Raw genomic sequence first — 24,963 nt, 5'->3', positions numbered from 1 at the left:
CGCTGCGGTTCCCTTCACTTCGCGAGCGAGGTGAGCGGCCGCGGGCGCCGCAGTGACTGCGCCCCGGAGCCGGAAGCGGCAGAGGCGGAGGCAGAGGCGGAAGAGCCGACAGCGACACCGGCGAGCGCCCCGTCCGAGGAGGCCGCGGGAGCCGGTGCGGTCAGGACCGGGTCGATCCGCAGCTCGCGGACGCCCAACGGTTCCACGAGCGCGCGCAGCGCCGGCTCGGCGAGGACGATCCACGGCTGGGTCTCCCCCAAGGCGGCCCTCAGACGTGCCGGGCCCGTGAACGCGACGGCGGTGCGGCCACCGACCGGCGTGCGGAAGAGACGGGTCACACACCTGCCGGACCCCGGCCGGACGGGCACGCACAGCCGTCCGGCCGGGAGCGGTTCTCCGGGCTCCGGCTCGTCTCCGTACAAAGCAGCTGACATGGGTTCCTCCGAGGAAGGGAACGCACTCCCCCGACGCGGTCGCGCCGGGCTGCCTCCGACGCTATTCCCGGCCCCCACCAGCCCCGGCAGCCTCCTGACACTCCCCTGACGGCATCAGCCACGACGTATACGCCGCTCATACGCCCCTCCCGACCACACCGTCCCCGCCTCCTCGCCACGCGCGCCACGCGCCTCAAAGCGTCATGACACGCACCGCAGAGTCCTACGGCGTCAAAACCGCGTGAAGACGCCGTACGCAACGGCCCACTCGTCGCCCTCCAGCCCTACATTCGTCTCATGAGCCGATCCCACGGACGGATGCGTGCCGACCACCGTGTACGTCGCCGCTCCGTGACGCTCACCTCCGGCGCCTTCGTCGCCATTGCCGCGGGAGTGGTGGCCGACACCATGTGGCTCCTCGGCGGCGGCGCCTGGCTCCTGATCGCGGCCGTCCTTCTGGAACTCGTCTACCGCCCCTGATCTCGCGCGTGGTCATGCCGTTTCCTGCCCCTTCCGACCCTCACGGGAAGGCAAGGTGGCCGGCAAGGCAGGGACCAGCCTTTGTGGGTCAGTAAGTTGTGTACATGGCTGACGACTGGCGGATGGATCGGATCGGTACTGCCCTGAAGGGTGAGAACCCGACCGTGCTGCGGCGGTTGACGTCAGGGTTCGCCGTCATCGGCGATGTCCAGTTCCTGCCGGGATACTCCGTACTCCTCGTGGACGACCCGGACGTACAGCGCCTGTCAGACCTTCCCCGGTCCAAGCGGCTGTCCTTCCTCTCCGACATGGATCGGCTCGGCGAAGCGGTCGAGCACGCCTGCCGACGGCTGGACCCGGCTTTCCGACGCGTCAACCTGGAGATCCTGGGCAACAAGGACCCGTTTCTGCATGCACACGTGTGGCCGCGGTTCGATTGGGAGCCGGCGGATGTGGTCAGTGCCCCGGTGTGGCTCTATCCGCGGGCCCGATGGACCGAAGAGGAATTCAGGCTCGGTCCGCAGCACGACGTACTGCGGACCGCGATCGGCAGCGAACTGGATCGGCTGCGCTCGACGGTCTGACAGCACAGCACCGAGAAGTCACCTAATCCGTAGTTATGAGCGTTCTGCAGGAGCGGGTGCTTCTCGGAGCGTTCGAGTACCAGACCGTGACATCCAGGTGCAGCCGGGTCCCATGGAGGCCTCAACGTAGATCGGTGCGCGGTCCGGTGCGAGTGGTGGCGGTCACGTGGGCGCCGGACGGACGTTTCGTACGCACCCGACCCGAGAGGCCTACGGCTAGACAGTGCGCACTGGAACTGCTCGCCGAGTACGGCGACAGCGAGGAGAACCCGATCCCGGTCGCGATCGAGACCTCCCGCGGCCTGCTGGTCGCAGTCCTGCGGACCGGCAGGCGCAAGGTGTTCGCGATCAACCCGATGGCCGCCGCCCGCTACCGCGACCGGCGCAGCGTCTCCCGCAAGAAGTCCGACCCCGGCGACGCCCTGGTCCTCGCCAACATCCTCCGCACCGACATGCACGCCCACCGGCCCCTGCCCGACGACTCCGACCTCGGCCGCGCGATCACCGTCCTGGCCCGCGCCCGGCAGGACTCGTTGCGGAACCGGCAGCAGCTCGCCAACCAGCTCCGCTCCCTGCTGCGCGAGCACTACCCCGCCGCCCTGGCCGCCTTCGCCACCTGGACCAACGGCCTGTGCCGGCCCGAGGCCCGAGAACCCCTCAAGACCGCACCGACCCCGGCCCGGGCGGCGCGCTTGACCCGCACGCAGATCCAGGCCGCCCTCAAACGCGCCGGCCGCCAACGCGGCATCGAAGCCGAGGCCGACCGCCTCCACGAGGTCTTCCGGGACGAATGGGCCCACCAGCCGCCATTGGTCCAGGACGCGCTCGGCAAGCAGATGCTCGCCCTCCTCATCCAGCTCGACGCCGCCTGCACCGCCGCCGACCAGCTCGCCGAAGCGGTCGAAGAGGCCTTCCCGCAGCATCCGGACGCCGAGATCCTGCTGAGCTTCCCCGGGCTCGGCATCCAGCTCGCCGCCCGCGTCCTGGCCGAGGTCGGCGACGACCGCACCCGCTTCGCCGACGCCCGCGGCCTGAAGGCCTACGCCGGCTCCTCACCCATCACCCGGGCCTCCGGCAAGAAGTCCGCCATCACCAGACGGTGGGTGAAGAACGACCGGCTCAACCACGCCGGCTACCTCTGGGCCTTCGCCACCCTGCGGGCATCCACCGGAGCCAACGCCCACTACCGGCGCCGCCGCGAACAAGGCGACTGGCACGCGGCCGCCCAGCGCAACCTCTTCAACCGCATGATCGGCCGGCTCTACCACTGCCTCCACAAGCGCGAGCTCTTCGACGAACAGTCCGCGTTCCCCACATCTTCGCTCGCCGAGGCAGCAGCAGCCTGACCAGCCAAGATGTCTTGCCCCCGGTGACGGAGGCAGTCGATCATTCGCCCATGAGACCCGAAGTGCAGACGTTCGTCGCCGACGGCCCGCTCCCCGACTGGGACGCGAGCGAAGAAGAGATCGACAGGCGCGTTCAGCAACTCGAAGCGATTTCGAGGCCAGTCACCGGAGAAGAAGCCCGAGCGCTCGTCTCCTGCTTCGGCCCCGACGACTGCTACGGCGTCGCCTGGACGCTCCTGCACCTCATCGAGACGGGCCCGAACCCCGTCCTGGCCGCCGACCCCGGACCGGACGCCAACGAGTGGCACCAGCGCCTCTACGGCCGCGCCGTGAACGGAGGACTCATCCCCTGAACTTGACGGCATAGCAACGTGAGATGTCTCTTGGGGAGGAGTGGCGCAGTAGGCACGGCGAGACCGGCTGGCGGCCATACGTCGGGCTGAGTTCGCCGACGGCGCTGGTCGCGGGGCGCGGGAAGCCGAGTCACGACGCAGAGGTGGAGGGATTGGTCGGTGACGCCGTCTCCCAGGACCACGATGCGAGGACCGCGTCCGTTCTGGTATCGGCCTGCCGATGGTCGGTGGAGGAGGTCGCCTACGGGGTCGACGACCTGGAGAGCTGGTCGTCGACCGACCGCCGCTGGACCCGCGGGGCGCCGCGCAGGCCGCCGCAGAACTGCATGCCTACTGCCTCGACACCGTGCAGGACCCGGTGGAGACCGGCGACACGATGGTCCGCTCGACGATGTGGTCGCTCTGGTGGGACTGAACCCGGACCGGAGGCCCCGGGGACAGTGTGTGTACGTCGGCCGCACGCTGTCGTCCTGTCCGTACGGCACAGGCCCGGACGGGAAGCGGACCGCCCGGTCACTCCTGCAGATCTCGGCTTCCGGGTCGAGCTCCCATCCGTGCCCGCGGTGGGTGACTAGAGTCGGCCACATGGCAGCAACACCAATACTTCAAGCAGTCGAGGCGGACGGGGCGACCTGGGACGACCCGTCCGAGGATCAGCTTCACGACCTGCTGGCTGACATGAGTCTCTCGTCGCGTTTCGTCGTCGTGCGGCGGCTCGATTCGGAACCCGTCGACCAGCACTACATGCAGGTCTTCCTCAACGACGACCTGAGCTATCAGGTGGAGTACCGCGAGGGAGGGCCGGACAAGCACTTCCAGACATGGGTACCCCGTGGGCACGGGGTCTTCACCGTGGAACCCGTGGCTGAGGTGCTCCAGGGCTGGGCCTGCGGGCGACCTGGTTGGCGTGAGGCCCATTCCTGGGTCCCGTGGTCGGCCGCGGAATCATGCGCCCGTCACCACCCCCTCGCAGCCAGGCCTTGATGGCTCGTACTCAGGCTCGGGCTCAGGCCCGCTGGAAGGCCAGGGCCAGTACCTCGGTCAGGCGTCGTTCCAGCGCCTCCGCGTGCGGTGGGCGCACGGGGGTGGGGCCGCCGTCGGGGCGGACGCCGGTGTCGGCGAGGAAGTAGAGCATCCGGAGCGTGCGCATGGCGTTCGAGGTGTGCGCGGCGACGGTGGGGGCGCCGCGTCGGCCCGCGGCGAAGTCCGTCTCGACCGCGTCCAGCCAGCCGACGGCCTCGGAGAGTTCCGACCTGCTGGGCACCTTCGGGTCCACCTCCGGGTGGACCCGAAGGTGCCCAGCAGGTCGGCGCCGTGCGCGACGGCGTGCCGAAGGTGCGGGAGCTCAGCGGCCGTCGCCGAAGGTGTGGGGCTCGGAGGCTGTCGCCGAAGGTGCGGGAGTTCAGAGGCCGCCGCTGCGCGTCCCGGGGCTCAGAGGCTTCGGATGGCCTCGGCGAGGTCGGAGCCGTACGAGGCCCAGCAGGTCACCGACCCGTCACCGTCCAGCTGCCCCATGAACCATTCGTCGTCGTCCTGCACGAGGCACAGCTCGTGGAACGAGAGGATCACGGCGGGCCGGGGCGTGTCGTAGTCTGCCCGGTCGGCGTTCTCGACCACCACGAGGCGATCGGCGGAGAGCACGACGGCGCTCGCGTCTCCGGACACAGTCCGCACGCGCTCGATCGTCCAACCGGTGGGGAGGCCTGAGTTCACCGTCGCATGCTCACATCCTCGTGTTCGACCCAGCCACCGGTTCATCTTCGTTTCGGCAGTGACGCCCGCTCCGGCTCCGGCTCCGGCTCCGGCTCCGGCTCCGGCTCCGGCTCCGGCTCCGGCTCCGGCTCCGGCTGCATCTTCCGACACGTGACCCCCTCGTTCAGCCCCCCCGCTATGCCACGGAAGCGCCGGCCCGCGCGACCCACCTGGAATCCGTTGGCCGGCGGAGAAGCGCTGTCGGTACGGTCGCCCCATGTGCACTTACGCGTTCGTCCACTACAAGCTGCACTACGCGTGTGTCTCGTGCCGGGTCAGCTTCAAACGGCATCCGGGTGCCGAGCAGCCCTGCCCGCGCTGTGGGGTGCCGATGCTGTGTGCCGGTCACGACTTCGCGGCGCCCCGCCGGAGCAATCGGAAGGCGTGGTCGGTCGTCGCCGCGGTCCTCGGTGCCGGGCTGCGCTACGAGGGCTTCGAGGGGTGCGGCTGTGGACGGGAACCGAAGTTCCGCCCCCGCACGCGCGCTCAGCTGCGCGCCCGCCGTATCGCGGCCGCGCGGACCGGTACACCGCTCGCGGAGATGCTCGGCCGCGTGGATCCGCTGGAGTAGACCCTCTTCGTCACGGCCGGGACCCGGACCCCTGTCCCCGTCCCTGTCCCTGTCCCTGTCCCTGTCCCCGAAGGGGACGCGCACGGACGTCGGCGCGGCGCTATGCCGCACGCTCTTGACCTGGTCAGGCACCCGATCGTTCCGGGCACGGATGGTCGGGTCCTGGGAGGGTGGTGCTTCCTACGGTGGAGGCATCAGAAGGAAGGACGCGGAACCGTGCTGGAGCAGCTCAACCAGGCGCTCGACCACATCGAGCGGTCTCTCGAAGCGGAGGCCGGCCGGGAGGTCGACGTCGCCGAGGTCGCCCGGGTCGCGATGACGTCGGAGTACCACTTCCGGCGCCTGTTCTCGGCGCTCGCCGGGATGCCGCTCTCCGTGTACGTACGGCGTCGGCGCATGACGCTGGCCGGGGCCGAGGTGCTGGGCGGGGAGCGGACGCTGCTCGACGTGGCCGTGCGGTACGGGTACGGCTCGGGCGAGGCGTTCGCCCGGGCGTTCCGGTCGGTGCACGGCATCGGGCCGGGCGAGGCACGGCGCACCGGTGCGACGCTCACGGCACAGCCGCGCATGTCCTTCCGTGTCGTCGTCGAAGGGAGTACGACCATGCGGTACCGGATCGTCGAGAAGGAAGCGTTTCGCGTCGTCGGCAGGAAGGCGCGGGTCCCGCTCGTGCACGAGGGCGTCAACGCGGCCGCCGCGGCCCATGTGCAGAGCCTGGACACACAGGCGATCGTACGGATGAAGGAGCTGGCCGACGGCGAGCCGAACGGGGTCCTGTCGGCGGTGACGCACCTGACCGACAGCCGCGAGGAGGGCGCAGAGGTGGACTACTGGATCGGAGTGGTGACTGGTCCTGATGCGGCCGCCGAGGAGCTCGAAACCCTCGACGTGCCGGCCGGGACGTGGGCGGTCTTCGACAACCACGGCCCCTATCCGAGCGCCCTCCAGGAACTGTGGCGAGATGTGTTCACGCAGTGGTTCCCCTCGAACCCGTACGCGAGCCGCCCGGGTCCGGAGCTGCTGCGGACGCAGCCGGTGGAGATCGGCGCGGACACGGACTCCCAGCTGTGGATCCCGGTCGAGCGCGTCGGCGGGGGCGCCGGGGCGTGAGGGGCTGGGACCGGGACATCACTTTCATCGCTTTCATCGCCTTCCAGACGGAAGGACGGAAGGACGGAAGGAGATGTCCCGGTCCCTTCTGATGTACGTCGCGACGCGCTCCGCGGTCAGACTCGCCAGGTCCGGATGCGGTCGGCGGCCTCGTAGACGTCTGCCTTGCCGGCCTGGATGTCGCGGACGAGCTCGACCATGGCACCGTACGGAGGGTTGATGCCCTCGCCCGAGGCCTGCATGTAGGCGGCGGTGACCTGGCAGGCGTAGAGGCTGTTGCGGTGTGGCAGCGGTTGCAGCCTGACGAGGGTGTGCAGGAGGGCGGCGGCGCGCCAGGCCGGGTCGGGCTCGGCGGTGGCGGGGCGCGGGATGCGGGTCTTGTGGCGGGCCACGGCGGCGACGAGTGCGGAGTAGTCGGCGACGCTGACGTCTTCCGGAACGGCCTGCTCCTGGACGTCCAAGAGCCAGGAGACGTCGATGTGGAGGATCATCAGGCGGCGTCCGCCCCGCGGTCGGCGGAAGCGGGCGGGGCCTCGTCGGGGAACGCGTCGTCGAACTCGCTCCGGTGCGCCTCGCCCCAGGAGACCGCGTACCGGACGAACTGGCGGCGCAGTCGCTCGCGCAGCGACAGGTCATGGACGTACTGCTTGAGGGACTTGCCTTCGGCGGCCGCGGCGGCGCGGACCTCCTCCAGCTCCTCGTCGGTGAAGGTGACGTTCAAGGACGGCATGTCGCCGATGGTACCTAGCAGGTACCTGAGGCGGCCAGGGTTCGGCTGTACGCCTCAGGGCGCTGCCGGTGGCGGGCCGACGGGACTTTCGTACGGCCACGAGGCAGACCGAGGCGGCACGGCGGCATGACGGAACAGCGGCATGACGGAACGGCGCTATGGCGAAATGGCGAAATGGCGAAATACGGAAGGTTGTCATCCCCACAGAAGCTGACAGAAACTCAACATCCTCAGCAATCAGCACCATTGAGGACCGAGGAGATCCATGGTCGACACCGTCAACTCACTGGCCACCCGCGTGCACGAACTGCTGGTGGCGATCCTGACTCATGGTGCCGACGTGATGGTGCCGGGGCAGGACACCGCCTCCTCGCCCCGCGGTTTCCTCGGTTCCCGTCAGCGTCTGGACGTCGCTTCGGCCCTTCGTGACGTCGTCACGCGCGCTGCGGCGCTCGGCCCCGAAGGTACGTGGCTCGCTGCCGCGGGACACTCGAGCCTGAGCGCTCTGGCCATCGCGCGCGGGGACGCGAACCAGGCGCTCTTCCACCTCGACGCCGCGGTGACCAGCGGTTACAACGACTGCGTGGCGCTCCACTCCACCCCCTTGCGACGGCTGCACCACGACCCGCGGTTCCAAGCCTTCTACCAGCGCATGCGCATCACCGCGGCCGACCTCGACGAGCTCTTCTGGCTGCACCAGGAGATACAGCTCACCGTTCAGGAATCACAGAGGTCGACCATCGACAACATCGGCCGCCTCGACACCGGAGTGTCACTGCTCCCCCTGGCCCCCATGCCGACCCGCGAGCCGAACACCCGCGGCCTCCTGGTCACCCGCATCGAACTCGCCGCGGTCCAGAGCACCTTCCGACAGGTCGCCCTGAAGATGGAGTTCCAGCGCAGCTCCGGCAACACCAGCCTCAGCCTCATCGACGACACGTGGGACTACACCAGCGCCACTCGCGATGCCTGGCACGCCGACGCGCTGGAATCCCAGCGCGTACGAGCCGCCCAGGCCCGCGCCTTCGTCGGACGCCCCGGCGCCGACGCCACGCTCACCCACTGCCCGCCTCTGGGCACCATCGCCTACCCCGCCTGAGGAAGGCCCGGTCGCCGCGGGTCCGGCCGTCACCGCTGCTTCTGCCGGTACTGCCGACTCACCGCCGCGAAAGCCTCCTTGGGCTCCCATCCCATGTCGGGGTAGGTCCGGCCTCGGCCGTCTTCGAGGAGTTTGACGATGCCCAGGCCGGCCCGGTCCAAGTCGTCCCGGGGGTCGCCGTCCGGGCGGTGCGGGTAGCCGGGCAGGGCGAACAGGAACACGAACGCGCTGTCCACTCCCTCGGTGTCGAAGATCTCCAGCAGTTCGCTCAGGTAGGCGGCTTGACCGGCTTCGTCGCGCTCGTACGTGCCGTTCAGCCGAATGGGGGCCCTGGTCAGGGGGTCGTGTTCGACCACTTCCATGACCCGGCCGCCGCGGTCGCCCGCGCCGCGGTAGGCCGCGGTGCCGAATCCGGTGACGGCGAGGGGTCTGGGGCCTCGGGCCAGGGTGCGCACGGCGTCGCGGAATCCGTCGGCGACTTCGGCGGAGCGGAGCAGTTCGAACGTCGTGATGTCGAAGGGGGTCCAGTCGACCTGCTCGAACTGGATGGCGGCGTAGGTGAGTTTGCCGTGGAAGTGCTCGCGGACGGCGGCCGCGGCGTCCCGGAGGAAGGCGTTGACGCGCACGCCGAGCTCGCGCATCGCGTCGGCCCGTCGCTCGGGGCGGCTCATGAGCTGCGCGACGCGCTCCTCGGGGCTCCGCCCGGGCAGGAAGCCGCGGTTCATCACGCTCAGCTCGACCCCCGCGACGAACACGACGGTCGCCCCCTGCCGCCGGATCCGTTCCGCCCGCTCGGCGCAGTCGCGGAAGAGCGTGAGGATCTCCTCCGGGTCGAGTTCCAGTGGATAGGGCGAGAACCAGACCTCGAGGCCGAGCTCAGCGGCGGCATCGGCGGCCACCTCCAGTCGGTCCGCGTCGCCGCCGATGATCTGGATCGCGTTGCAGTGGAGGTCGTCTCGGATGACGGCGAGTTCGCGCCGGACCACCACGGGGTCGAAGTCCTCACGGGACGTCCGACCGTGTACAACGAATCCGGTGTCGTAGGTCATCCCTCTGGCTCGCATGTCCATGCCCTTCCTGTCGGTGCCGTCGGGCCGAGACTGACAGGGAAAATGCGTGCACGCAAGTTTGCGTTTACGAAAGTTTGCGTGCGCGCAGTTCGGTATGGAACGCTGACACCGTGACGACACCACCACCCCCACCAGCGGCAGCGGGACTGCGGGAGCGAAAGAAGCGGGCCACGCGCGCGGCGCTGAGCGAGGCGGCGCTCCGCCTTGCCCTGGAGCGCGGGCCCGATCAGGTGCGGGTCGAGGACATCGCCGAGACTGCCGGGGTGTCACCGCGCACCTACAACAACTACTTCGCCAGTCGCGAGCAGGCGATCGTCTCCGCCGTCACGGCCGACCGCGAGGCGCGGATCGCGGCGGCGGTCGTGGCCCGGCCCGCGGGCACGCGCCTCGCCGATGCCGTCACCGACGCGGTCGTCGAGCAGTACACGGACACCGATGAACGCGACCACCGGGCGCTGATGCTGATCACCACCCGGACCGCACTGCGCGAGGCGTTCCTCGACACCACCGCCGCCATGGAAGCCCCCCTCGCGGCAGCGCTCACCGCACGACTGGGAGACACCCCGCAGCACACCGCCCGTGTGCTCGCTGCGAGCGTGGGCGCAGCGGTCCGCATCGCGCTCGAATCCTGGCTCCGGCCCGCCGGGCACACGGAAGCCACCGCGAGTGTCGGCGCGACGGGTCTCCTCGTGCCCTCCGGTTCCCTGCCCGAGGAGCTCCGCGCGGCACTGGCTCCGCTCGCGCCGGCATTCGACGCCGCGGAGCGGCGATCTCAACCGTGAAGCCGACCCGGCCGGGCTCGCAGCACCTCACCGCGGCCACCCGAGCACCTGATCGCCGGCGGAAGCGGGTTCCGACCAACGCGCCCACGGCCCCCACCACTTGGGGGGCAGCGGATCGGTCGGAGCCGATGTCGGCTGGTCGGGGTGGAGTCCGAGTCGACGCAGGACGTTCGCGCGTACGCGGACGGCTATCACACCGTGCCAGTGGCCGTCGGAGCGCACGCCGCACATGTGGTCGATCCGAACGTCGTGCTCGGTGAAGGGGTACCAGTCGATCCCCCGGTCACGCAGTCAAACCGCCATCAGTCGGCCGGGCCTCGGGCAGCCGGCGACGTTCTCGAAGGAGAAGAGGGTCACCCAGTCGGAGGGGTGCATGTCCATGGTCGCCATCATGCCGCACGACGAGGGCGTACCGCGTGGATGAGCGGGCGGGCGCATATGTCGATGGTTCTTTTCGTGCACGACCCTGTTGTGCGCGGAAGGCCGGTGGCAGTGTGTCGGTACGCGGTCCTCGCAGAGAGGCCAGTCCCGGAGAGGGATCGCATGCTGGTCCCACCTGCCGTTGGGCGGGGTCGGGACCGCGCCGGCCCCTTCCCGGCTCCCCACGGGAAGGGTTCAGGCGCGCCCGTACGCCTGCGGAGCTTGCCCGTGGGACAGCCGCGCGTGGGAGAGGTTCGTTCGGCGCCTTCTCGGCGCAGACGTTGACGACGGACCGGTGCGTCAGTTCCTGCGCCCGCGCGTCCGGGTCTCCGCGGGGCCCCGTCAGGTACGTACTCCTGTCGCCGGCTGCGTCCCGACACGCGTGCGCCCGCCCCTGCCGTCGGGGATGTCGGCAGGGGCGGGCTCGAGGGCTCTGGATCCGGTCGGTCGGTGTCGACCCGGATGGTGAACCCCGTGTCGGGGACGTGCAACGTGGTTGCGATGCGGCGGGCGTCCGTGTGATCGCCGGGTTGAGCCGGTGGCGCGGACCGTTGGTTGCCGGGGAGGTGGTGTGCGCGGGTCGCCGAGGCCGGGAACCCAGATGACCTTGTCGACGCCGAGCGACGACTTGAGGTCCTGCTCGACCTGGGCCTGCGTCTTGCCCGGGTTGCGGTTGGGGTTGAGCAGGGAGCTGACGGTGGCGAGCAGGGCGCCCTCGCCGTCGGTCTCCAGCGAGCCGCCCTCACCGACGAAGGCGGCCTGGACGCGCTGGATGCCGTAGTAGTCGAGCAGGGGGGCGGCCGCGGCGGCGTCGTTGGCGAAGGGCGGGTAGTAGGTGGTGCCGGTCTTGCCCCAGCCGTTGAAGTTGGTGTCCAGACCGGCTATCACGCCGGGGTCGGTCAGGAACGTCGGGCCGAAGTACCGGATCCACAGGTCGTCGTTGGCGATCTCCACCGCGGTGATGCTGTAGTACGCGCCGTTGCCGCATGCGTACCGGGCGCCGGCCGCCTGCCCGGGGCGGGCCAGCATGACCACCGGCTCGTAGCGGGAGATCTGGTAGGCGATGTCGTTGCGGACACCCGACAGGGCGTTGCCCCAGACCGCGGACAGCGCGGGCCAGGCCATGAAGGTCTGCAGGTGACGGCCGTCCTCGGCCGGCATCCGCAGCTGCACCCCGGTGGGGCTGGTTGCGGCACGCGCGGTGGCGGGGAGGAGACTGCCGAGCGCCAGGGCGGGGACGGCTGCGGCGCCGAACTTGAGCAGGTTGCGCCTCGAGGCTTCAGACATGTTCATGGAACTCTCCCTGGAGGGGGTGGGGAGGTGAGGTGTGGTGCGCCGCACACACTTGCGTTAACCGAAAATTCAGCCAAGAGGTCTCTCGGAGAGATGATCGTCCGGATAGTTCGGCGAATCCGGCTCACACTCACCCACTACCGCCGGTTACACCACTGTCCGGCGACCCAGGGCCCTCGTGCGACTCGGACCGAGGGCTCACTTCCCGAGGGCCCGGTAGGCCTCCACCGTCCGCTCCACCGCCTCCTCCGACGGGGTCGCCACGGCGCCCAGGCGGTCCCGGATGAGGGTGGAGTCGACGACGAACGGTTCGGCGAACTCGTACCGCATCTCGATGAGTTCACGCACGGTGCGGTTCACGGCACCCACCGCGTACAGCGCGAGCGTCGGCATGCGGCGCAGCCGGGCGGCGCCGGGGCGGCCGGTGCTGCGGTGGGCCAGGGCGACGAGCTCGCGGGTCGTGCGGGTGTGGGGGTCGTTGGGGAGGTGCCAGACGCGGCCGGGGGCATCGGGGTGGCAGCCGAGAAGGGCGAGGGACTCCCCGATGTCGGGGAGGAAGGTGTACGTGTGCGGCTGGTCGGGATCGCCGAGGACGGTGGCGGTACGGCCGGCCAGCAGGGCCGGGAAGACCAGGTCGCCGAGGTTGGACTGGGCGCCGCCGCGCGGTCCGAAGTAGTCGGAGGCGCGGCCGATCGCCACCTCCACGCGCCCGGCCTCGTGCGCGGCGAGCAGTTCCTGGGCCATCCGGCCCCGGAGCCGGCCCTTGCGCGTGGTCGCGGCGTCGGGGGTCTCCTCGGTGAAGGGGCGGCCGCCGGGCGGACCGTAGCTGTAGACGTTGCCCATCGAGACCATGCGGGCACCGGTCGCCTCGGCCGCGGCGAGGACGCCGACCTGGAGCGCGGGGAACTCCTGCTGCCAGCGGTGGTACGGCGGGTTGAGCGCCTGGTAGACGACGGCCGCGCCGGCGGCGACGGCGGTGGTGAACGCCGGATCGGCCGCGTCGCCGGCAGCCACCTCGACGCCGTCGGGGACGTCGGCGCGACCGGACCGGTTGACGATCCGGACGGTCTCTCCCTGGCGTACCAGCGCCTCGGCGACGGCCGTGCCCACGGCGCCGGCACCGAAGATCACGTGACGGGGGGTGGTGGTGTGCTTCATGCGCCGACCTCGCTGAGGGAGTCCGAGCCGGGGGTCCGGGTGGGGCTGGTGGTGGGCAGGAGTCGGTGGAGCAGGACACCGGAGAGGGCGGAGAAGGCGAGGGCGCCGGTGGCTCCGAAGACGGTGAACCCCGCTTCCACCCCGACTCCGGCGAGGGTGGTCACCGTCCAGCCTGCCGCCCACAGGGCCGGCATCGCCACCGCCCAGAGCCACGGCAGACGGGTGGCGCGCGGAAGGGCACAGGCCTGCGCCGCGCCGAGCAGCACGCCCTCGACCGCGCCCCTCAGCGCCAGTGAGCCGAGATCGGTGCGGTGGCCGACCAGTGCGGCGCCGATCAGGAGCCCGAGCCCGCTGCCGGCCGCGGTGGCCGCGGACCAGCGCGGCAGGCCCAGCCGACCGGAGGAGACGAGCGCCTGCCCGGCGCCGATCGCCGCCCCGGTCACGGCCCCGCCCACCAGGGCGCTCATCGCGTCGTCGACCGGACCGGCCACCGCGCGGCCGGCGAGTCCGGCGATCGGGAACGCCAGGAAGCCGGCCGTCCACCGGACCCAGTCGCGCACGGCGGGGCGCCCGACGCCGCGGACAGGGACGCGCACGGGGATCACGCGCATGGGGATCCCCTCTGATTTTTGTACGGCGTGCAATTAATGTACGCCGTGCAAAAATAGATCGCCAAGGTTTCGAGTCAGGACGTGTGAGGAGCCGTACGCATGACACAGGACGCGCCACCGGCGAAGCGGGGCCGCAAGCGGGCGGTCCGCGAGGAGGAGGTCGTCGCGGCCGCCATACGGCTGCTCGGCACCCGCGGCGCCGACGCGGTGAGCATCCGGGGAATCGCCGCCGAGCTCGGACTCGCGCCGAACGCCGTCTACACCTACTTCCCGGACCGCGCCGCCGTGGTCCGCGCCGTCGTCGAGCACCTCCTCGGCGAGACCGACCTCGCGGGCCTCACCTCCCCCGACACCCCCTGGCGGGCCCGCATCCACACACTCGCCGCCGACCTGCGCCACCGCCTGCTCGCCCACCCGGGAGCCGTCCACCTGCTGCTCTCCGGCCCGATGGACGGCCCCAACGCCCTCGCGCTCGGCGAAGCCCTCCTCACCGTCCTCGCGGACGCCGGCCTCGACCCGACGGAAGCGGCCCGCGCCTCCTACATGCTGATCGTCCAGGTCCTCGGAGCCATCGCCCTGGAAGCCGCCGAACTCCCCTCCCCCGCACCCGCCCCGCCCATCGACGAGCGGGTCGCCCTCCGCCGGGAGCAGCTCCGCTCCATCCCCTCCGACCACTATCCGCGTACGGCCGAGGCGGCGGACACGATCGCCCGGTTCGTCTCCGACGAGCAGTTCGCGTGGGGGCTCGACCGGGCCTTGGACGGCATCGCGGGGCGGGCGACGGGCTGAGCCGAGGGGCGCGGCGTCGCGGTCGGTCCGGCTGGAGCGGCGACGGTCAGCCCAGTGCCCGCTGGACCGCACCCGCCATGGCGATCTGCCCGTACTGGTTGGGGTGCAGAGGCTTCCCGGTCCCGTTGACCACGACGACGTTCTCCACCCAGCGCTGCTCGTTGGGCCGGCACATGTCGTGCCCGTCGGTGGAGTGGTAAGTGTCGACGAACGTCGCCTTGTTGGCCTGCGCCTGGGTGGAGATCGCGGCGTTCAGCGAGAGTTCGGCGTTGCGCAGGTAGTCGATGTCCCCCACCGCCAGCGGGGTGTTGAACTGGCGGCTCCAGGCGTTGTCCGGCATGATCCGCGGGTAGCCGACCACGACGACCTCGGCGCCGGGAGCGGCCGTGTGGATCCGCTGGATCAGCGCGCCGGCCTTCCCCGCGGCCACGTCGATCAGCTCCTGGATCGTGTCGCCAGGGCCTCCTGACACAGCGCCCAGGCCAGGATTTTTGCCAGATGAGAAAGGCCGCAGGTGATGCCGAGTTCCGCCAGACCGAGGTCGTTGCCGCCGATGGTCAGCGTGACGAGCTTGGTGGTGGGCGACAGGGCGTCGAGTTGCGTGGCGATCACCGTATCGGTGGTGGCGCCGCCGCAGGTCACGTCGGTGAGCGCGTAGCCCTCGGCCTCGGCGACCAGGTGGGGGTAGTTGCGCGTGGAGCGTTCGCACGCGCCGCCGTACTGGTCGGGTCCGGGGCCGGGGACCGTTCGGCAGGTGGGGCGCTCAAGGCGACCGGGAGGTGGAGGCCGGAGTGGGGAGCGGCTTCGGCCTCCGTGGTCGCCGTCGGTCAGGCGGTGGGCCGGCGACGGTCGCGTCCGACCGCGCCGAGCCAGGCCGCGGAGGGCCTGGGGGTGCGGGCGAAGGTGGTGCGGTCGACCTCGATGAGACCGAAGGTGGGGCCGTAGCTTCCCCATTCGTAGTTGTCGAGGGCGGACCAGCGGAAGTAGCCGCGTACGTCGACGCCGTCGGCCATCGCGGCGGTCATGCCGGCCAGGGCGCCGGAGGTGTAGGCGACGCGGCGCGTGTCGTCGCCGGTGGCGATGCCGTCCTCGGTGACGATGAGCGGCACACCGGGGACGGTGGTGGCCGTGTGGCGCAGCGTCTCGCCGAGGGCCTGCGGGTAGAACTCCCAGCCGGTGAGGGTGCGTTCGGCGGCGTCGGGGACGGACAGCGGGCCGTCGGGGCCGATCACGACGCGGGTGTAGGTCTGGACGCCGAGCCAGTCGTCGCCGCGCGCCGCCTCCACGAAGACGTCCTGGCGCGGACGCCTGCAGGCATCGGCCGCCGTCTCCGCGCCCTCCAGCGCCTGGCAGGCCTGGACGGCGACCGACCAGCCCGTACGCACGTGGGGTGCGCGGGACTTGACCGCCTCAACGCCTCGGCGGTGGGCACGGATCAGGGTTTCGGTGAGTCCGGCATCGGGTTCGGGGATGCCCATGGTCGCGAGGTGCTCGGTCGAGCCCGCGGACTCCGTGCCGGTCGACGCCTGCGCGAGGGCGGGGAGGAGCGAGGCCACCATGTTCGGTTCGTTGACGGTGCACACGTGGTCCACGCCGTCGGCGTAGATCGGGGCGGCGGCCTCGACGAAGCGGGCGAACCGCTCGTCGGCGTCCGGGGCGTACCACGAGCCGCGGGCGGCGAACCAGCGCGGCGAGGTGAAGTGGTGCAGGGTCACCAGCGGGCGCAGGCCGCGCTGGTGCGCGCCCTCGACCATGCGGCGGTAGTGGTCGATCGCGGCGCGCGAGATCTCGCCGGGGGCTGCCCAGAGGAAGTCGGCGGGCAGGGTGGAGCTCGGGGCGGTCATGGTGCGTACTCCTGAGAGGTGGGATGAGCGATGCCGGCGGATGCGGCGGGAGGCTGCCGGGGGCAGCGGAGGTCTACGGGGTCAGCGGACGCGGCGGAGGGGCAGGATGCAGAGTCCGCCGGCGAGGGTGAGCACGATGGCGAGGACGAACAGGGTCGGATGCCCGAAGGCGGGCACGACCAGGCTCGCGGCGATCGGGGCGATCAGCTGCGGCATGGTGTTGGCGACGTTGAGGAAGCCGAGGTCCTTGGCCCGGTTCTCCTGGTCGGGCAGCACCTCCGCGACGACGGCCTGGAGCGGGAGTCCCCGCGGGGCTGGGCACCGTTCGCCGGCCAGAGCGGCGGGGGCGTCTTCGAGCCTTCCTCCGGCGGCCAGTTCTCGGTCGTCGGCCAGTTCACCACCGGCCAGGACGGCAAGATCGCCTTCACGCACGCCCCGGGGGGAGACCGGCGCCTTCCGTCTGTCGGCCATCAGCGACGACCCGTTCGTCGCCGCCGTCCCGACCCAGAGCCCCGTGGTACGCGTCCTGCGCGCGTCTCCCCGCCTTCACCCGTCTCTCCGCGCCCCGCACCGACAGGCACAGCGCCCACGTCGAGGGCGGCATGAACTTCCCCGACGGCTGGGCTCCCGGCACCGTCCCGGTGCGCGTCCAGCACTCCCGTGACGGCGCGTCCTGGACCGACGTCACCACGGTCGAGGCCCACCGGTCCGGCGAGGACCACACCTTCTCCGCCGACATCGCCGCACCCAAGTCCGGATTCCTCCGCGCCCGCTTCGACGCGACCGAGTCCTTCCGCGAGGCCACTTCGGACGTCGTGAGGCTTTCCCGCTGACCGAACTCGGATCCGGGATCGGGCCCGGGCCGGGATCGGGCCCGGGACCGAGGTCGAGGTCGAGGTCGAGGTCGAGGACGAGGTCGAGGTCGAGGTCGAGGTCGAGGTCGAGGTCGAGGTCGAGGTCGAGGTCGGTCCCGGGTCCCGGTCACGGGCGTCGGGTGCCAGTCACGGGCGTCGGGTGCCGAGCGCCGACATAGCGCGTAGCCCAACTGGGCAGGTTGACGCCGTGGGTTACCACCATCACCACCGTAGGACCAGCCGGAGATGCCTGGCCAAACGGCCACCCGGAGAAGCCCGGAGCAAGCCCGCTACGCCCCCGCCGACCACGTACACCGAATATCACCCCTCACGCTTTCGGGTCACTGAACCCCATCCGTCCTCCCCACGGACGGCATGGGGTTCAGTGCCGTCCCGGTGGTAGTGATCGCGCCATGTTCAACCAACAGGCACGACTTGCGAGGGCGGCGAGAGCCCGCCGCCGTCACCGACACGGACACCGACCCCGTGGTCGCTCTGACGCGGAGCACCCACAGAGATCCGGCCACCGAAGCCCGTAAACCCCTGGCGGCAAGGCGCTTGTCGCCTCGTGCGTGCCGCTGAACCGGTCCGTGGATCTCCTACGCTTGGCGGTCGATGATCTACGTGGCGGCCGACAGCGTCGTGACCCGCCGTGCGGAACGTCGGACCAAGTGCCCAGTCGGGCGACAGAGGCCTCACGGTCTCCGCTCCTCGTCGCCGTTCGAAAGGAAACTTCATGAATCTGCCTCCGTCGGGCAGGCGCGTCCTGGTCAGTGGCGCGTCCCGCGGGCTCGGGCGCGCGGTGGCTCAGGCGTTCGCGGCCAACGGGGACCGGGTGGCGGTCCACTTCGGCTCGCGCGTCGATGACGCGCGGCTGACCTTGGAGTCCCTCGCCGGTACGGGGCACGTGCTGGTCGGCGGCGACCTGACGAACCCCAACGGAGCGGCAGTCGTCGTCGAGATGGCCACGGAGGCACTCGGCGGGATCGACGTGCTCGTGAACAACGCGGCGGTCAACACCCGTCACCCCTTGGCGGAGACCTCGTACGAGGAGTGGGCGGCGGTCTGGCAGCAGCACGTGGCCGTGAACCTGCTCGCCACGGCGAACCTGAGCCACCTCGCCGCCCGGCTCATGATCGACCAGAACACGGGAGGCCGCATCGTGAACATCGGCTCCCGCGGCGCGTTCCGAGGCGAACCCGACCACCCGGCATACGGCGCCACGAAGGCCGCCGTACACGCCCTGGGCCAGTCCCTCGCGGTCTCCCTCGCCCCGTACGGCATCGCCGTCGCCTCCGTCGCCCCCGGCTTCTTCGCCACCGAGCGCGTCGCTCCCCGCCTGGAAGGCCCCGAAGGGGAGGCCATCCGCCGGCAGAGCCCGTTCGGCCGAGTCGCCTCGGCCGAGGAGGTCGCGGCCTCGGTGCTCTGGCTCTCCTCCCCCTCCGCCGAATGGTCCTCGGGCACGATCCTCGACCTCAACGGCGCTTCATACCTTCGGAGTTGATGAACACACACGAGAGCGGCACCCGCCCCTGCCCGACGCTCCGGGCCGGGGCGGGCGCGGCTGGGGAGATCGACTGGGACATCTCTGGCCGTGGGGTCCGGATCAGTCTCCGGTGGAGCCCCAGAAGCACAGTTCTGCCGGGCGCCCCTCGTCTTCATAAACGACCGTGCAGCAGCCGGAGCCGCGGTCGAACGGAGGGAACCAACCGTCTCCGGCCCGCTTCAAGGCCTGCTCGACAGCATCCCGTCCGGGCCGCGTCGTCCCGAACAGTTCGACGACTTCCGCCGCTTCGACCACCCTCACGTCACCAGGTTCCTCCATGTGTTCCTCGCAACGGACCACGCGCTCGACGTCCAGCACGGAATGCGCCGGCTCCTCCTCCAGCCAACCGCTCGCCACCAGCGCCGCCAGCGTCTCGACGCCTGCTTCCCGGTAGTGCTCGACCTCCTGGGCGAAGACCGTCTCGCGAAGATCGTTCAATGCATCCTGCTCGCTGCACCGGAAAGGCGTGAAGTACGACCATCTGCTCGCTCCCATGCCCGCGAATCCTACTGATGACCTGCGACACAGCCCTCAACGCGTCACCGCAGCGTGATCGCCCGGACAGGCGCTGAGCTTGATGTTCAACCTCGGATCGTCGAACAGGGCTCGAACTTGTGCGGCCTTTCCCCAGTTCGCCGGACGTGCAACGGGCCGGGCCCCGATTCCGCGGTCAGGGTTGATGCAGCACGGAGGCCGGGAACGTGGGGCTTGCCCGGCTTGCGCCGCCGGGGCCCGCAGCGGGAGCGGATCGGCGGTATGCCCTTCACCAGTGGGAGACGTGCGCGGCTTGGCCCTCTTCGGCGCCTTCGGCCGGCGAGTGACCCGAAGGACCCGCAAGCCTGGCACACCCCGCGTCGTGATCAAGGGGATCCCCTTGTTCGGCGCGGTGGTGACCCGGACCAAGCCACAGGGCTGGTCCTGACGGAAGGTCCGCCACCCACCGTGTCGGGTGTTCGCACGGCTCGTTCCCGTGGTTCGTTCCCGTGGTTCGTTCCCGTGGCTTGCTCGCGCGGCGCAAGGCAAGGGCCTACCGCGCGGCCTAGCCTGGAGGCATGGCAGTGGTGCGATTCGGCGGCGTCGAGGTCGCCTATACGAGGACGGGGCGCGGGCCGGTCGTGGTCCTGGCCCACGGGGCCGGGATCGACGGGCGGATGTGGCAGCCTCAGGTCGAGGCACTGGCGGACGAGTTCACGGTGGTGGCCTGGGACGAGCCGGGCTCCGGCAGGTCCGGAGCGCTGCCGGCGGGGTTCGGGCTCGCGGACTTCGCGCACGCCCTCGCCGCCGTGATCGAGGACGTGGGGCTCGGGCCCGCCCAGGTCGCGGGACTGTCCTGGGGTGGAACGGTGGTCCTGGAGCTGTACCGGTGGCGACCGGACCTGGTGCGGTCGCTGCTCCTGGTGGACACGTACGCCGGCTGGAAGGGCTCACTGCCCCCGGAGGAGGTCGCGGCGCGCGTCGAGGGGGCCGAGCGCATGCTCGCCGCGCCTCGGGACGAGTTCGACCCGACGCTTCCCGGGCTGTACGCCGACGGCCCGCCGGAACGCTTCGCAGCGACGCTGGACGCCATGAGCAGGGACGTCCGCCCGGAAACCATGCGCGCCCAGCTCTCCCTGATGGCCGAGGCCGACGAGACCGACCTCCTGCCCCGCGTCACCGTGCCGACCTTGCTGCTGTGGGGCGAGCTCGACGCCCGCTCTCCCCTGACCGTCGCCCACGCCTTCCAGGAGGCGATCCCGCACGCCGAACTCGTGGTGATCCCCTCGGTGGGCCACATGAGCAACCTCGAAGCGCCCGAGGCTTTCACGGCTGCGGTTCGGGCCTTCTGCCGCGCGAACGCGCAAGACGACCACCCAGGAGGGTGACTCGCCGAGATCGCTCCTTGGAGAGAAGGGTCATGCCCCGCAAAGCGGCGGCTGTCCTGCGTCTGGACGTTGTCTACCGGTCCCGCCTTCAGGACTAACGACGCCGGACCTGACCGTTCTCGCCCCACAGGCGCAGGCAAGCAGCATGCTTCGAGGCAGAACGCGGGCTTCCCCGGATGCACGCTTCTCACCGCGCTCGGCGCCTCCTCAGGCGGCAGGAGGGAAGGCGCTGCGGCGTGCGAAGGCGCTCGTCAGGGCGGACGCGGCCAGGAGGGCGCCCGCCGTCCAGGGGAGGGCAGAGGTGCCGGCGCTGATAAGGATCGCGCTGCCGAGCAGTGATCCGGTGGCCATGCCGATGTTCCAGCCGGTGACCCACAGGGAGTTGGCGGTGTCGGGGTCGTCGGGGGCGGCTCGGACGCCGGCGGTCTGCATCAGGGTGGGGAGGCCGCCGTGGGTGGAGCCCCAGAGGAGGGTGCCGAGGAGGAGGGCCGGCGCGCTGTGGGCGAGGAGGCCGAGGGAGGCCAGGCACAGGGTGGCGAGGTTCAGGAGGGCGAGGGCCGCGGTGCGTAGGTGGCGGTCGGCGGTGGCGCCGGCGAGCCAGACGCCGGCCATGGAGCCCAGGCCGAAGACGAAGAGGACGGTGCCGGTGCCGATGCCCAGGTCCGCCCGCTCCACGAAGGGGGCAATGTAGGCGAAGCCGACGAGCAGTGCAACGAGCAGGGTGCGGCGCGGCACGATCAGCGTCCAGGCGGTGGCCGGTATCGCGGTGAGCGCGGCAGCCAGGGCGTAGACGGTGACCAGTAGCCCGGCGCGGGCTTCGGTCACCTGGAGGTCCGCGCCCTCACGGGCAGCACGCCGGCCGGCAGGGCTTCGGTGAGGATCGTGACGAACGCGGCGCCGGCCAGCACGAGCAGCCCGGCCAGCGGCCAGGGGGAGTTTGCGGTGGGGGTCGCGGTTGGAGACGGAGACGGTGCTGAGGTTGAAGCAGACATTGAGGTTGAGGTTGAGATTGAGGTCATGAGCGGACGCTAAAACCCTCACGTTTACGTGAGGGTCAAGCGACCGTCGAACCCTTTGCCGCCTCATCGGCCTGGGGCGCCCCCGCGGCGGTCCTGGCGGCGCGCAGGTAGGCGTCGATGGCGGCGCGGTTGCGGGTGAGGCAGCGGATGCGGCGGTCGAGTTGTTCGTGCTCCGCCGCGACCTGGTCGAGCATCTGGGCGCAGGGGACCTGGGGCAGCAGGTCGGCGGGGCCGTCGAGGTACGGAAGGATGTCGCGGGTGATCCGGGTGGGCAGGCCGCATTCGATCAGCCCGCGGATCTGCCGGACCACCTCGTCCGCGCCGTCGCAGTAGTCGGGGTACCCGTTGTCGCCGCGCTCGGGGAGGACCAGGCCCTCCTCCTCGTAGTGGCGCAGCGCCCGCACGCTGACCCCGGTCAGCCGGGACAGTTCTCCGATCTTCATGTGGCCCACTCCGCAACGGCTCCGATTGACCCTCACGTCGACGTGAGGGTTTGACGTCACTGCCGCAACGTCACTTCCGAGAAAGGCGCTCCTGTGTCCGAGCCCGGCATCACCGACCGTATCGACCCGGAGGTCCGCGAGGGCCTCCGCGCCTTCCACGCGCTGACCAGCCCTCGCGGCCTGGTCGACTTCGACGTCCCGCGGCAGCGCGAGCTGTACGAGGAGATGAACCGGGTGGCCCTCGCCGCCCTGCCGCCCAACGACCGCGTGGAGTACGAGGACCTCACCGTGCCCGGCCCGGCGGACGCGCCGGACGCGCCCTGGCACTGAGCGCCGATAAGGCCTACAGCTGCCGCCGCATACGGATCTGCCTGCGCAGACGCCAAATCCCGCACAGCATCCCGGAGAAGAAGGACCAGGTGGGCCACCGGCTGGCCCGGGGCCAAGCGGGTGGCCGCCCACCCGCCTTCGATCGCGGCGCCCATGGGCGCCGCAACGAGGTCGAGCGCCTGGTCAACAGGCTGAAGGGCTTCCGCGCCGTGGCGACGCGCTGCGACAAACGCGCCTACGTCTTCCACGGCACCGTGACTGTCACCGCGATCCGTCTCCAGCTCTGCGACTGACGCGCCGCCGTCAGAGCGGCGGCAGTCGGTCCGCAACTGTGGGAGAACGTCGCTCCTCAAGCCAGAAGAGATAGACGCGGAGGTGCGATGCCAGCTCGCCGTCGAGGTAGGCGGCGTACTCCAGGGCAGCGGCGGCCACACCTTGCCCGGCCTTCGCGTCGTCGGCCTCCCAGTCCGACCGCCGGTCCGCCAGATACTCCCTGATCCGCCCTCGGTCGCGCCACCATTCCCGGACCGCTGCCGGCGTCCAGTGGGTGTCGCCGTCACAGCCGTAGCCGGAGAAGACCTCAGCCTCCGCTGCCTCGACCAACCGCTGAAGCTCCTCCGGCGTCCGGGGCTGCCGGTACACGTACTCGGTGAAGTAGTCGGCCTCGTAGAGCACGAGCTCTGGGGCGTGGATACGGCCCGTGCCGCAGTTGTCGGTTTCGGATCCGTAGAACGGCCCGGGCACGTTGAGCCACTTCCGCTCCGACCACTGCCCCAGGAACGCTCCGCGCGCATTGTCGAGCAGAGGCACCGGATCGAAGTAGAGGTCCACGGAAGGAGGTTAGCCACCTGCCGAACGATTCACCAGACACGACCTGGAGGCCCGGAGCCATCCGCGGCAGGGCGGCACGTCGGGCCCGGACGAGGGTCTGATCGTCGACGGCCAGGACGGAAGGCAGCGTCGGGAACACCCTCATGGGAACGGTCGGCCCTCGACGGCGGCGACGCGAGGCTCGCGGCTACGGGGACCGGAGGTCGTGCGCGCTGCCGCTGGTCGGAGTGGGCAGGCTGAGCAGCACCTCGAAGCCGCCTCCCGCCCGGGGGCCGGCGTTCACCGTTCCCTGATAGATCCTTGCGCGTTCGCGCATGCCGATCAACCCGTGCCCGACGTTCGGCCGATCAACCGCCGGAACCCGTCCCTGCCCGTCGTCGGCTATCCGGACGGTGAGGAGCTGCGGCTGGTAGCCGACGGTGACCGACGCCGTGGCGGGCCCCGCGTGCCTGAGGACGTTCGTCAGTGCCTCCTGGACCACCCGGTAGGCACACAGGTCCATCCCCGGCGGCAGCGCGTAGGGCTCTCCGGTGACCTCAAGGTCCACCGGGACACCGGCCTCCCGTACGCGGAGCAGCAGCGCGTCGAGCCGTTCGAGCCCCGGCGCCGGCGCGTAGGCGTCCTCCGCCCCCTCGGTGTCGGCGTCGGTGCCACCGCCGGCGGCCCGTACGTCGTCCGATCCGACGCGCAGCAGAGCCAGCAGACGGCGGAGCTCCTCCAGCGCCTCCCTGCTGGTGGTGGCGATCGTGTCCAGGGCCCGTCGGGCCGTGGCGGGGTCGCCCTCGAACACGTACGACGCCATGCCGGCCTGGAGCGACACCACCGACATGTGGTGGGCGACGACGTCGTGCAACTCCCGGGCGATGCGAACCCGTTCCTCGGTGACGGCCTGCGAGGCCCTCGTCTCCTGCTCGACCTGCAGACGGCGGGTCAACCGGGCAAGCTCGCGGCTGCGTTCGGCGGACCGGCCTGCGCCTCGTCCGATCAGGGCGACGACCGCGGGAAAGGCCACCGCCTGCACCAGTACGGTCTTCATGGAGCCGTTGTCCACGTTGGACAGACCGGCCAGCAGCCAGGCCGCCCCCACCGCCGCGCCACCGATCGGAACGGACCTGCCGGTCCTCGTCGCCGCCACCGTGTACAGGGCCAGCAGCGCCGCGGGGGAATTGACCACGGGCCAGTACCCGCACGCGATGTACACCACCCACAAGGCGACGACGATCGACAGCACCGCCACCGGTGCCATCCGTCGCGCGACCAGTGCCAGGCTCGTCAGCACCGTCAGCAGTGCGCCGGTCGCGTCCATGTCGGACCAGCCGGTCGGCGGTCGCTCCATCCCGAGCAGCAGACTGGTGGTCGCGTACCCCACGGCGAGGAGCGAATCGACCACCAGGGGTCGACGCAGGCCCTCGCCGGGACGGCCGAAGAGTCCCCGATCCGGTCGCATCAGCGAAGCTTACGCCCCCGCGCTTGCTTGATCCACGAGACCGCCGCGGTACTACGACGGACGTCGGCGCCGGGTCGCCGAGACGCGGCGTTGGGTGTTCGGCGTTGGGCGTTCGGCGTTCGGCGTTCGGCGTTCGGCGTTCGGCGTTCGGCGTTCGGCGTTCGGCGTTCGGCGTTCGGCGTTCGGCGTTCGGCGTTCGGCGTTC

The 24,963-nt window shown here is 70.9% G+C and carries 33 protein-coding genes and 1 pseudogene; 16 read left to right on the top strand and 18 right to left on the bottom strand.

Annotated elements, in window-relative coordinates:
- Window positions 1-14: 14 nt before the first annotated feature.
- Window positions 15-434, bottom strand: coding sequence for an SAV_915 family protein (locus ACIQFX_RS09420; RefSeq protein ID WP_402460435.1), 420 nt, complete (start codon window positions 432-434; stop codon window positions 15-17).
- Window positions 435-731: 297 nt separating this feature from the next.
- Here ACIQFX_RS09420 and ACIQFX_RS09415 point away from each other — a divergent pair, with 297 nt between their 5' ends.
- The 6 genes from ACIQFX_RS09415 (at window position 732) to ACIQFX_RS09390 (ending at window position 4,181) form a co-directional block, all read left to right on the top strand.
- Entirely contained in the window at window positions 732-914 is a 183-nt protein-coding gene (locus ACIQFX_RS09415; protein ID WP_402460433.1) for a hypothetical protein, read from the top strand.
- A 104-nt stretch (window positions 915-1,018) separates the two neighbouring features.
- Window positions 1,019-1,498, top strand: coding sequence for a diadenosine tetraphosphate hydrolase (locus tag ACIQFX_RS09410; RefSeq protein ID WP_402460431.1), 480 nt, complete (start codon window positions 1,019-1,021; stop codon window positions 1,496-1,498).
- 155 nt (window positions 1,499-1,653) lie between these two features.
- The gene (locus tag ACIQFX_RS09405) at window positions 1,654-2,844 is read left to right on the top strand and encodes an IS110 family transposase (RefSeq protein ID WP_402460429.1); all 1,191 of its coding nucleotides are present in this window, start codon (window positions 1,654-1,656) and stop codon (window positions 2,842-2,844) included.
- 50 nt (window positions 2,845-2,894) lie between these two features.
- On the top strand, window positions 2,895-3,197 hold the full coding sequence (locus ACIQFX_RS09400) for a hypothetical protein (protein WP_402460427.1): 303 nt from the start codon (window positions 2,895-2,897) through the stop codon (window positions 3,195-3,197).
- Between the two features lie 220 nt (window positions 3,198-3,417).
- Window positions 3,418-3,612 (top strand): DUF4253 domain-containing protein, encoded by a 195-nt coding sequence (locus ACIQFX_RS09395; RefSeq protein ID WP_402460425.1) that lies wholly within the window; start codon window positions 3,418-3,420, stop codon window positions 3,610-3,612.
- A 170-nt stretch (window positions 3,613-3,782) separates the two neighbouring features.
- Entirely contained in the window at window positions 3,783-4,181 is a 399-nt protein-coding gene (locus ACIQFX_RS09390) for a hypothetical protein (protein WP_402460423.1), read from the top strand.
- 22 nt (window positions 4,182-4,203) lie between these two features.
- On the opposite strand, the gene ACIQFX_RS09385 is transcribed toward ACIQFX_RS09390, so the two are convergent.
- Both ACIQFX_RS09385 and ACIQFX_RS09380 read right to left on the bottom strand, forming a co-directional pair.
- Entirely contained in the window at window positions 4,204-4,461 is a 258-nt protein-coding gene (locus tag ACIQFX_RS09385) for a hypothetical protein (protein WP_402460422.1), read from the bottom strand.
- A 167-nt stretch (window positions 4,462-4,628) separates the two neighbouring features.
- Entirely contained in the window at window positions 4,629-4,871 is a 243-nt protein-coding gene (locus ACIQFX_RS09380) for a hypothetical protein (protein WP_402460420.1), read from the bottom strand.
- A 295-nt stretch (window positions 4,872-5,166) separates the two neighbouring features.
- On the opposite strand from ACIQFX_RS09380, the gene ACIQFX_RS09375 reads away from it, so the two are divergent.
- The gene (locus tag ACIQFX_RS09375; RefSeq protein WP_402460418.1) at window positions 5,167-5,520 is read left to right on the top strand and encodes a hypothetical protein; all 354 of its coding nucleotides are present in this window, start codon (window positions 5,167-5,169) and stop codon (window positions 5,518-5,520) included.
- 216 nt (window positions 5,521-5,736) lie between these two features.
- Window positions 5,737-6,630: a GyrI-like domain-containing protein gene (locus tag ACIQFX_RS09370; RefSeq protein WP_402460417.1), complete on the top strand. Its 894-nt coding sequence runs from the start codon at window positions 5,737-5,739 to the stop codon at window positions 6,628-6,630.
- 116 nt (window positions 6,631-6,746) lie between these two features.
- Here the strand turns inward: ACIQFX_RS09370 and ACIQFX_RS09365 are convergent, their stop codons facing one another.
- Together ACIQFX_RS09365 and ACIQFX_RS09360 are read right to left on the bottom strand one after the other, a co-directional pair.
- Window positions 6,747-7,121: a toxin Doc gene (locus ACIQFX_RS09365; protein WP_402460416.1), complete on the bottom strand. Its 375-nt coding sequence runs from the start codon at window positions 7,119-7,121 to the stop codon at window positions 6,747-6,749.
- Window positions 7,121-7,360, bottom strand: coding sequence for a hypothetical protein (locus tag ACIQFX_RS09360; protein ID WP_402460414.1), 240 nt, complete (start codon window positions 7,358-7,360; stop codon window positions 7,121-7,123). The genes ACIQFX_RS09365 and ACIQFX_RS09360 overlap by 1 nt, the downstream gene beginning before the upstream one ends.
- A 265-nt stretch (window positions 7,361-7,625) precedes the next feature.
- Here ACIQFX_RS09360 and ACIQFX_RS09355 point away from each other — a divergent pair, with 265 nt between their 5' ends.
- Window positions 7,626-8,459, top strand: a complete 834-nt coding sequence (locus ACIQFX_RS09355) for a hypothetical protein (protein WP_402460412.1) — start codon at window positions 7,626-7,628, stop codon at window positions 8,457-8,459.
- A 29-nt stretch (window positions 8,460-8,488) separates the two neighbouring features.
- Here the strand turns inward: ACIQFX_RS09355 and ACIQFX_RS09350 are convergent, their stop codons facing one another.
- On the bottom strand, window positions 8,489-9,523 hold the full coding sequence (locus ACIQFX_RS09350; RefSeq protein ID WP_402460410.1) for a hypothetical protein: 1,035 nt from the start codon (window positions 9,521-9,523) through the stop codon (window positions 8,489-8,491).
- A 116-nt stretch (window positions 9,524-9,639) separates the two neighbouring features.
- Here ACIQFX_RS09350 and ACIQFX_RS09345 point away from each other — a divergent pair, with 116 nt between their 5' ends.
- On the top strand, window positions 9,640-10,311 hold the full coding sequence (locus tag ACIQFX_RS09345) for a TetR/AcrR family transcriptional regulator (protein WP_402460407.1): 672 nt from the start codon (window positions 9,640-9,642) through the stop codon (window positions 10,309-10,311).
- Window positions 10,312-11,073: 762 nt separating this feature from the next.
- Here the strand turns inward: ACIQFX_RS09345 and ACIQFX_RS09340 are convergent.
- From ACIQFX_RS09340 to ACIQFX_RS09330, 3 genes are all read right to left on the bottom strand, one after another.
- Complete coding sequence (locus tag ACIQFX_RS09340; protein WP_402460406.1) at window positions 11,074-12,024, bottom strand: agmatine/peptidylarginine deiminase; 951 nt, start codon at window positions 12,022-12,024, stop codon at window positions 11,074-11,076.
- Between the two features lie 198 nt (window positions 12,025-12,222).
- On the bottom strand, window positions 12,223-13,182 hold the full coding sequence (locus ACIQFX_RS09335; RefSeq protein WP_402460404.1) for an NAD-dependent epimerase/dehydratase family protein: 960 nt from the start codon (window positions 13,180-13,182) through the stop codon (window positions 12,223-12,225).
- Window positions 13,179-13,793 (bottom strand): hypothetical protein, encoded by a 615-nt coding sequence (locus ACIQFX_RS09330; protein ID WP_402460402.1) that lies wholly within the window; start codon window positions 13,791-13,793, stop codon window positions 13,179-13,181. Before ACIQFX_RS09330 ends, ACIQFX_RS09335 begins: the two co-directional genes overlap by 4 nt.
- A gap of 99 nt (window positions 13,794-13,892) precedes the next feature.
- Here ACIQFX_RS09330 and ACIQFX_RS09325 point away from each other — a divergent pair, with 99 nt between their 5' ends.
- Window positions 13,893-14,582 carry a TetR/AcrR family transcriptional regulator gene (locus ACIQFX_RS09325; RefSeq protein ID WP_402460401.1) on the top strand — a complete coding sequence of 230 codons (690 nt, stop codon included), beginning with the start codon at window positions 13,893-13,895 and terminating at the stop codon, window positions 14,580-14,582.
- 46 nt (window positions 14,583-14,628) lie between these two features.
- On the opposite strand, the gene ACIQFX_RS09320 is transcribed toward ACIQFX_RS09325, so the two are convergent.
- From ACIQFX_RS09320 to ACIQFX_RS09305, 4 genes are all read right to left on the bottom strand, one after another.
- The gene (locus ACIQFX_RS09320; protein ID WP_402460399.1) at window positions 14,629-15,054 is read right to left on the bottom strand and encodes a GDSL-type esterase/lipase family protein; all 426 of its coding nucleotides are present in this window, start codon (window positions 15,052-15,054) and stop codon (window positions 14,629-14,631) included.
- Complete coding sequence (locus ACIQFX_RS09315) at window positions 15,018-15,260, bottom strand: hypothetical protein (RefSeq protein ID WP_402460705.1); 243 nt, start codon at window positions 15,258-15,260, stop codon at window positions 15,018-15,020. Before ACIQFX_RS09315 ends, ACIQFX_RS09320 begins: the two co-directional genes overlap by 37 nt.
- A 149-nt stretch (window positions 15,261-15,409) precedes the next feature.
- Window positions 15,410-16,426 (bottom strand): family 1 glycosylhydrolase, encoded by a 1,017-nt coding sequence (locus tag ACIQFX_RS09310; protein WP_402460397.1) that lies wholly within the window; start codon window positions 16,424-16,426, stop codon window positions 15,410-15,412.
- An 81-nt stretch (window positions 16,427-16,507) separates the two neighbouring features.
- The gene (locus ACIQFX_RS09305; protein ID WP_402460395.1) at window positions 16,508-16,897 is read right to left on the bottom strand and encodes a hypothetical protein; all 390 of its coding nucleotides are present in this window, start codon (window positions 16,895-16,897) and stop codon (window positions 16,508-16,510) included.
- 131 nt (window positions 16,898-17,028) lie between these two features.
- Between ACIQFX_RS09305 and ACIQFX_RS09300 the strand changes: the two genes are divergently transcribed.
- Together ACIQFX_RS09300 and ACIQFX_RS09295 are read left to right on the top strand one after the other, a co-directional pair.
- The gene (locus ACIQFX_RS09300; protein WP_402460393.1) at window positions 17,029-17,259 is read left to right on the top strand and encodes a hypothetical protein; all 231 of its coding nucleotides are present in this window, start codon (window positions 17,029-17,031) and stop codon (window positions 17,257-17,259) included.
- A gap of 757 nt (window positions 17,260-18,016) precedes the next feature.
- The gene (locus ACIQFX_RS09295; protein WP_402460390.1) at window positions 18,017-18,784 is read left to right on the top strand and encodes an SDR family NAD(P)-dependent oxidoreductase; all 768 of its coding nucleotides are present in this window, start codon (window positions 18,017-18,019) and stop codon (window positions 18,782-18,784) included.
- Window positions 18,785-18,886: 102 nt separating this feature from the next.
- On the opposite strand, the gene ACIQFX_RS09290 is transcribed toward ACIQFX_RS09295, so the two are convergent.
- A complete protein-coding gene (locus ACIQFX_RS09290) occupies window positions 18,887-19,321 on the bottom strand; it encodes a hypothetical protein (RefSeq protein ID WP_402460389.1) in 435 nt (144 codons plus the stop codon).
- A 557-nt stretch (window positions 19,322-19,878) separates the two neighbouring features.
- Between ACIQFX_RS09290 and ACIQFX_RS09285 the strand changes: the two genes are divergently transcribed.
- Window positions 19,879-20,688: an alpha/beta fold hydrolase gene (locus tag ACIQFX_RS09285; protein WP_402460386.1), complete on the top strand. Its 810-nt coding sequence runs from the start codon at window positions 19,879-19,881 to the stop codon at window positions 20,686-20,688.
- A gap of 207 nt (window positions 20,689-20,895) precedes the next feature.
- Here ACIQFX_RS09285 and ACIQFX_RS09280 read toward each other — a convergent pair whose 3' ends face one another.
- Together ACIQFX_RS09280 and ACIQFX_RS09275 are read right to left on the bottom strand one after the other, a co-directional pair.
- A complete protein-coding gene (locus ACIQFX_RS09280; protein ID WP_402460384.1) occupies window positions 20,896-21,513 on the bottom strand; it encodes an MFS transporter in 618 nt (205 codons plus the stop codon).
- A gap of 229 nt (window positions 21,514-21,742) precedes the next feature.
- A complete protein-coding gene (locus ACIQFX_RS09275) occupies window positions 21,743-22,150 on the bottom strand; it encodes a MerR family transcriptional regulator (protein ID WP_402460382.1) in 408 nt (135 codons plus the stop codon).
- Window positions 22,151-22,243: 93 nt separating this feature from the next.
- Here ACIQFX_RS09275 and ACIQFX_RS09270 point away from each other — a divergent pair, with 93 nt between their 5' ends.
- Window positions 22,244-22,480 carry a hypothetical protein gene (locus tag ACIQFX_RS09270; RefSeq protein WP_402460730.1) on the top strand — a complete coding sequence of 79 codons (237 nt, stop codon included), beginning with the start codon at window positions 22,244-22,246 and terminating at the stop codon, window positions 22,478-22,480.
- Window positions 22,414-22,773: pseudogene (locus ACIQFX_RS09265) on the top strand (IS5/IS1182 family transposase); the annotation flags it as partial. The gene ACIQFX_RS09270 and the pseudogene ACIQFX_RS09265, both read left to right, overlap by 67 nt.
- A gap of 10 nt (window positions 22,774-22,783) precedes the next feature.
- On the opposite strand, the gene ACIQFX_RS09260 reads toward ACIQFX_RS09265, so the two are convergent.
- Together ACIQFX_RS09260 and ACIQFX_RS09255 are read right to left on the bottom strand one after the other, a co-directional pair.
- Window positions 22,784-23,311: a ferredoxin gene (locus ACIQFX_RS09260; RefSeq protein WP_402460380.1), complete on the bottom strand. Its 528-nt coding sequence runs from the start codon at window positions 23,309-23,311 to the stop codon at window positions 22,784-22,786.
- A gap of 187 nt (window positions 23,312-23,498) precedes the next feature.
- Entirely contained in the window at window positions 23,499-24,758 is a 1,260-nt protein-coding gene (locus ACIQFX_RS09255) for a sensor histidine kinase (RefSeq protein ID WP_402460379.1), read from the bottom strand.
- Window positions 24,759-24,963: the final 205 nt, after the last annotated feature.

Source organism: Streptomyces sp. NPDC093089 (assembly GCF_044754405.1).
Classification (GTDB): Bacteria; Actinomycetota; Actinomycetes; order Streptomycetales; family Streptomycetaceae; genus Streptomyces.
This window is presented reverse-complemented; position numbering and strand designations above follow the sequence as displayed.

What these genes read in the sequence shown, in the direction of transcription:
- ACIQFX_RS09420 (WP_402460435.1), bottom strand. Translation starts at nt 434, where the DNA reads ATGTCAGCTGCTTTGTACGGAGACGAGCCGGAGCCCGGAGAACCGCTC.
- ACIQFX_RS09365 (WP_402460416.1), bottom strand. Translation starts at nt 7,121, where the DNA reads ATGATCCTCCACATCGACGTCTCCTGGCTCTTGGACGTCCAGGAGCAG.
- ACIQFX_RS09295 (WP_402460390.1), top strand. Translation starts at nt 18,017, where the DNA reads ATGAATCTGCCTCCGTCGGGCAGGCGCGTCCTGGTCAGTGGCGCGTCC.
- ACIQFX_RS09275 (WP_402460382.1), bottom strand. Translation starts at nt 22,150, where the DNA reads ATGAAGATCGGAGAACTGTCCCGGCTGACCGGGGTCAGCGTGCGGGCG.
- ACIQFX_RS09310 (WP_402460397.1), bottom strand. Translation starts at nt 16,426, where the DNA reads ATGACCGCCCCGAGCTCCACCCTGCCCGCCGACTTCCTCTGGGCAGCC.
- ACIQFX_RS09350 (WP_402460410.1), bottom strand. Translation starts at nt 9,523, where the DNA reads ATGCGAGCCAGAGGGATGACCTACGACACCGGATTCGTTGTACACGGT.
- ACIQFX_RS09325 (WP_402460401.1), top strand. Translation starts at nt 13,893, where the DNA reads ATGACACAGGACGCGCCACCGGCGAAGCGGGGCCGCAAGCGGGCGGTC.
- ACIQFX_RS09375 (WP_402460418.1), top strand. Translation starts at nt 5,167, where the DNA reads ATGTGCACTTACGCGTTCGTCCACTACAAGCTGCACTACGCGTGTGTC.
- ACIQFX_RS09395 (WP_402460425.1), top strand. Translation starts at nt 3,418, where the DNA reads ATGGTCGGTGGAGGAGGTCGCCTACGGGGTCGACGACCTGGAGAGCTG.
- ACIQFX_RS09285 (WP_402460386.1), top strand. Translation starts at nt 19,879, where the DNA reads ATGGCAGTGGTGCGATTCGGCGGCGTCGAGGTCGCCTATACGAGGACG.
- ACIQFX_RS09340 (WP_402460406.1), bottom strand. Translation starts at nt 12,024, where the DNA reads ATGAACATGTCTGAAGCCTCGAGGCGCAACCTGCTCAAGTTCGGCGCC.
- ACIQFX_RS09330 (WP_402460402.1), bottom strand. Translation starts at nt 13,793, where the DNA reads ATGCGCGTGATCCCCGTGCGCGTCCCTGTCCGCGGCGTCGGGCGCCCC.
- ACIQFX_RS09400 (WP_402460427.1), top strand. Translation starts at nt 2,895, where the DNA reads ATGAGACCCGAAGTGCAGACGTTCGTCGCCGACGGCCCGCTCCCCGAC.
- ACIQFX_RS09255 (WP_402460379.1), bottom strand. Translation starts at nt 24,758, where the DNA reads ATGCGACCGGATCGGGGACTCTTCGGCCGTCCCGGCGAGGGCCTGCGT.
- ACIQFX_RS09305 (WP_402460395.1), bottom strand. Translation starts at nt 16,897, where the DNA reads ATGGCCGACAGACGGAAGGCGCCGGTCTCCCCCCGGGGCGTGCGTGAA.
- ACIQFX_RS09360 (WP_402460414.1), bottom strand. Translation starts at nt 7,360, where the DNA reads ATGCCGTCCTTGAACGTCACCTTCACCGACGAGGAGCTGGAGGAGGTC.
- ACIQFX_RS09390 (WP_402460423.1), top strand. Translation starts at nt 3,783, where the DNA reads ATGGCAGCAACACCAATACTTCAAGCAGTCGAGGCGGACGGGGCGACC.
- ACIQFX_RS09290 (WP_402460389.1), bottom strand. Translation starts at nt 19,321, where the DNA reads ATGGGAGCGAGCAGATGGTCGTACTTCACGCCTTTCCGGTGCAGCGAG.
- ACIQFX_RS09335 (WP_402460404.1), bottom strand. Translation starts at nt 13,182, where the DNA reads ATGAAGCACACCACCACCCCCCGTCACGTGATCTTCGGTGCCGGCGCC.
- ACIQFX_RS09410 (WP_402460431.1), top strand. Translation starts at nt 1,019, where the DNA reads ATGGCTGACGACTGGCGGATGGATCGGATCGGTACTGCCCTGAAGGGT.
- ACIQFX_RS09355 (WP_402460412.1), top strand. Translation starts at nt 7,626, where the DNA reads ATGGTCGACACCGTCAACTCACTGGCCACCCGCGTGCACGAACTGCTG.
- ACIQFX_RS09415 (WP_402460433.1), top strand. Translation starts at nt 732, where the DNA reads ATGAGCCGATCCCACGGACGGATGCGTGCCGACCACCGTGTACGTCGC.
- ACIQFX_RS09300 (WP_402460393.1), top strand. Translation starts at nt 17,029, where the DNA reads ATGAACTTCCCCGACGGCTGGGCTCCCGGCACCGTCCCGGTGCGCGTC.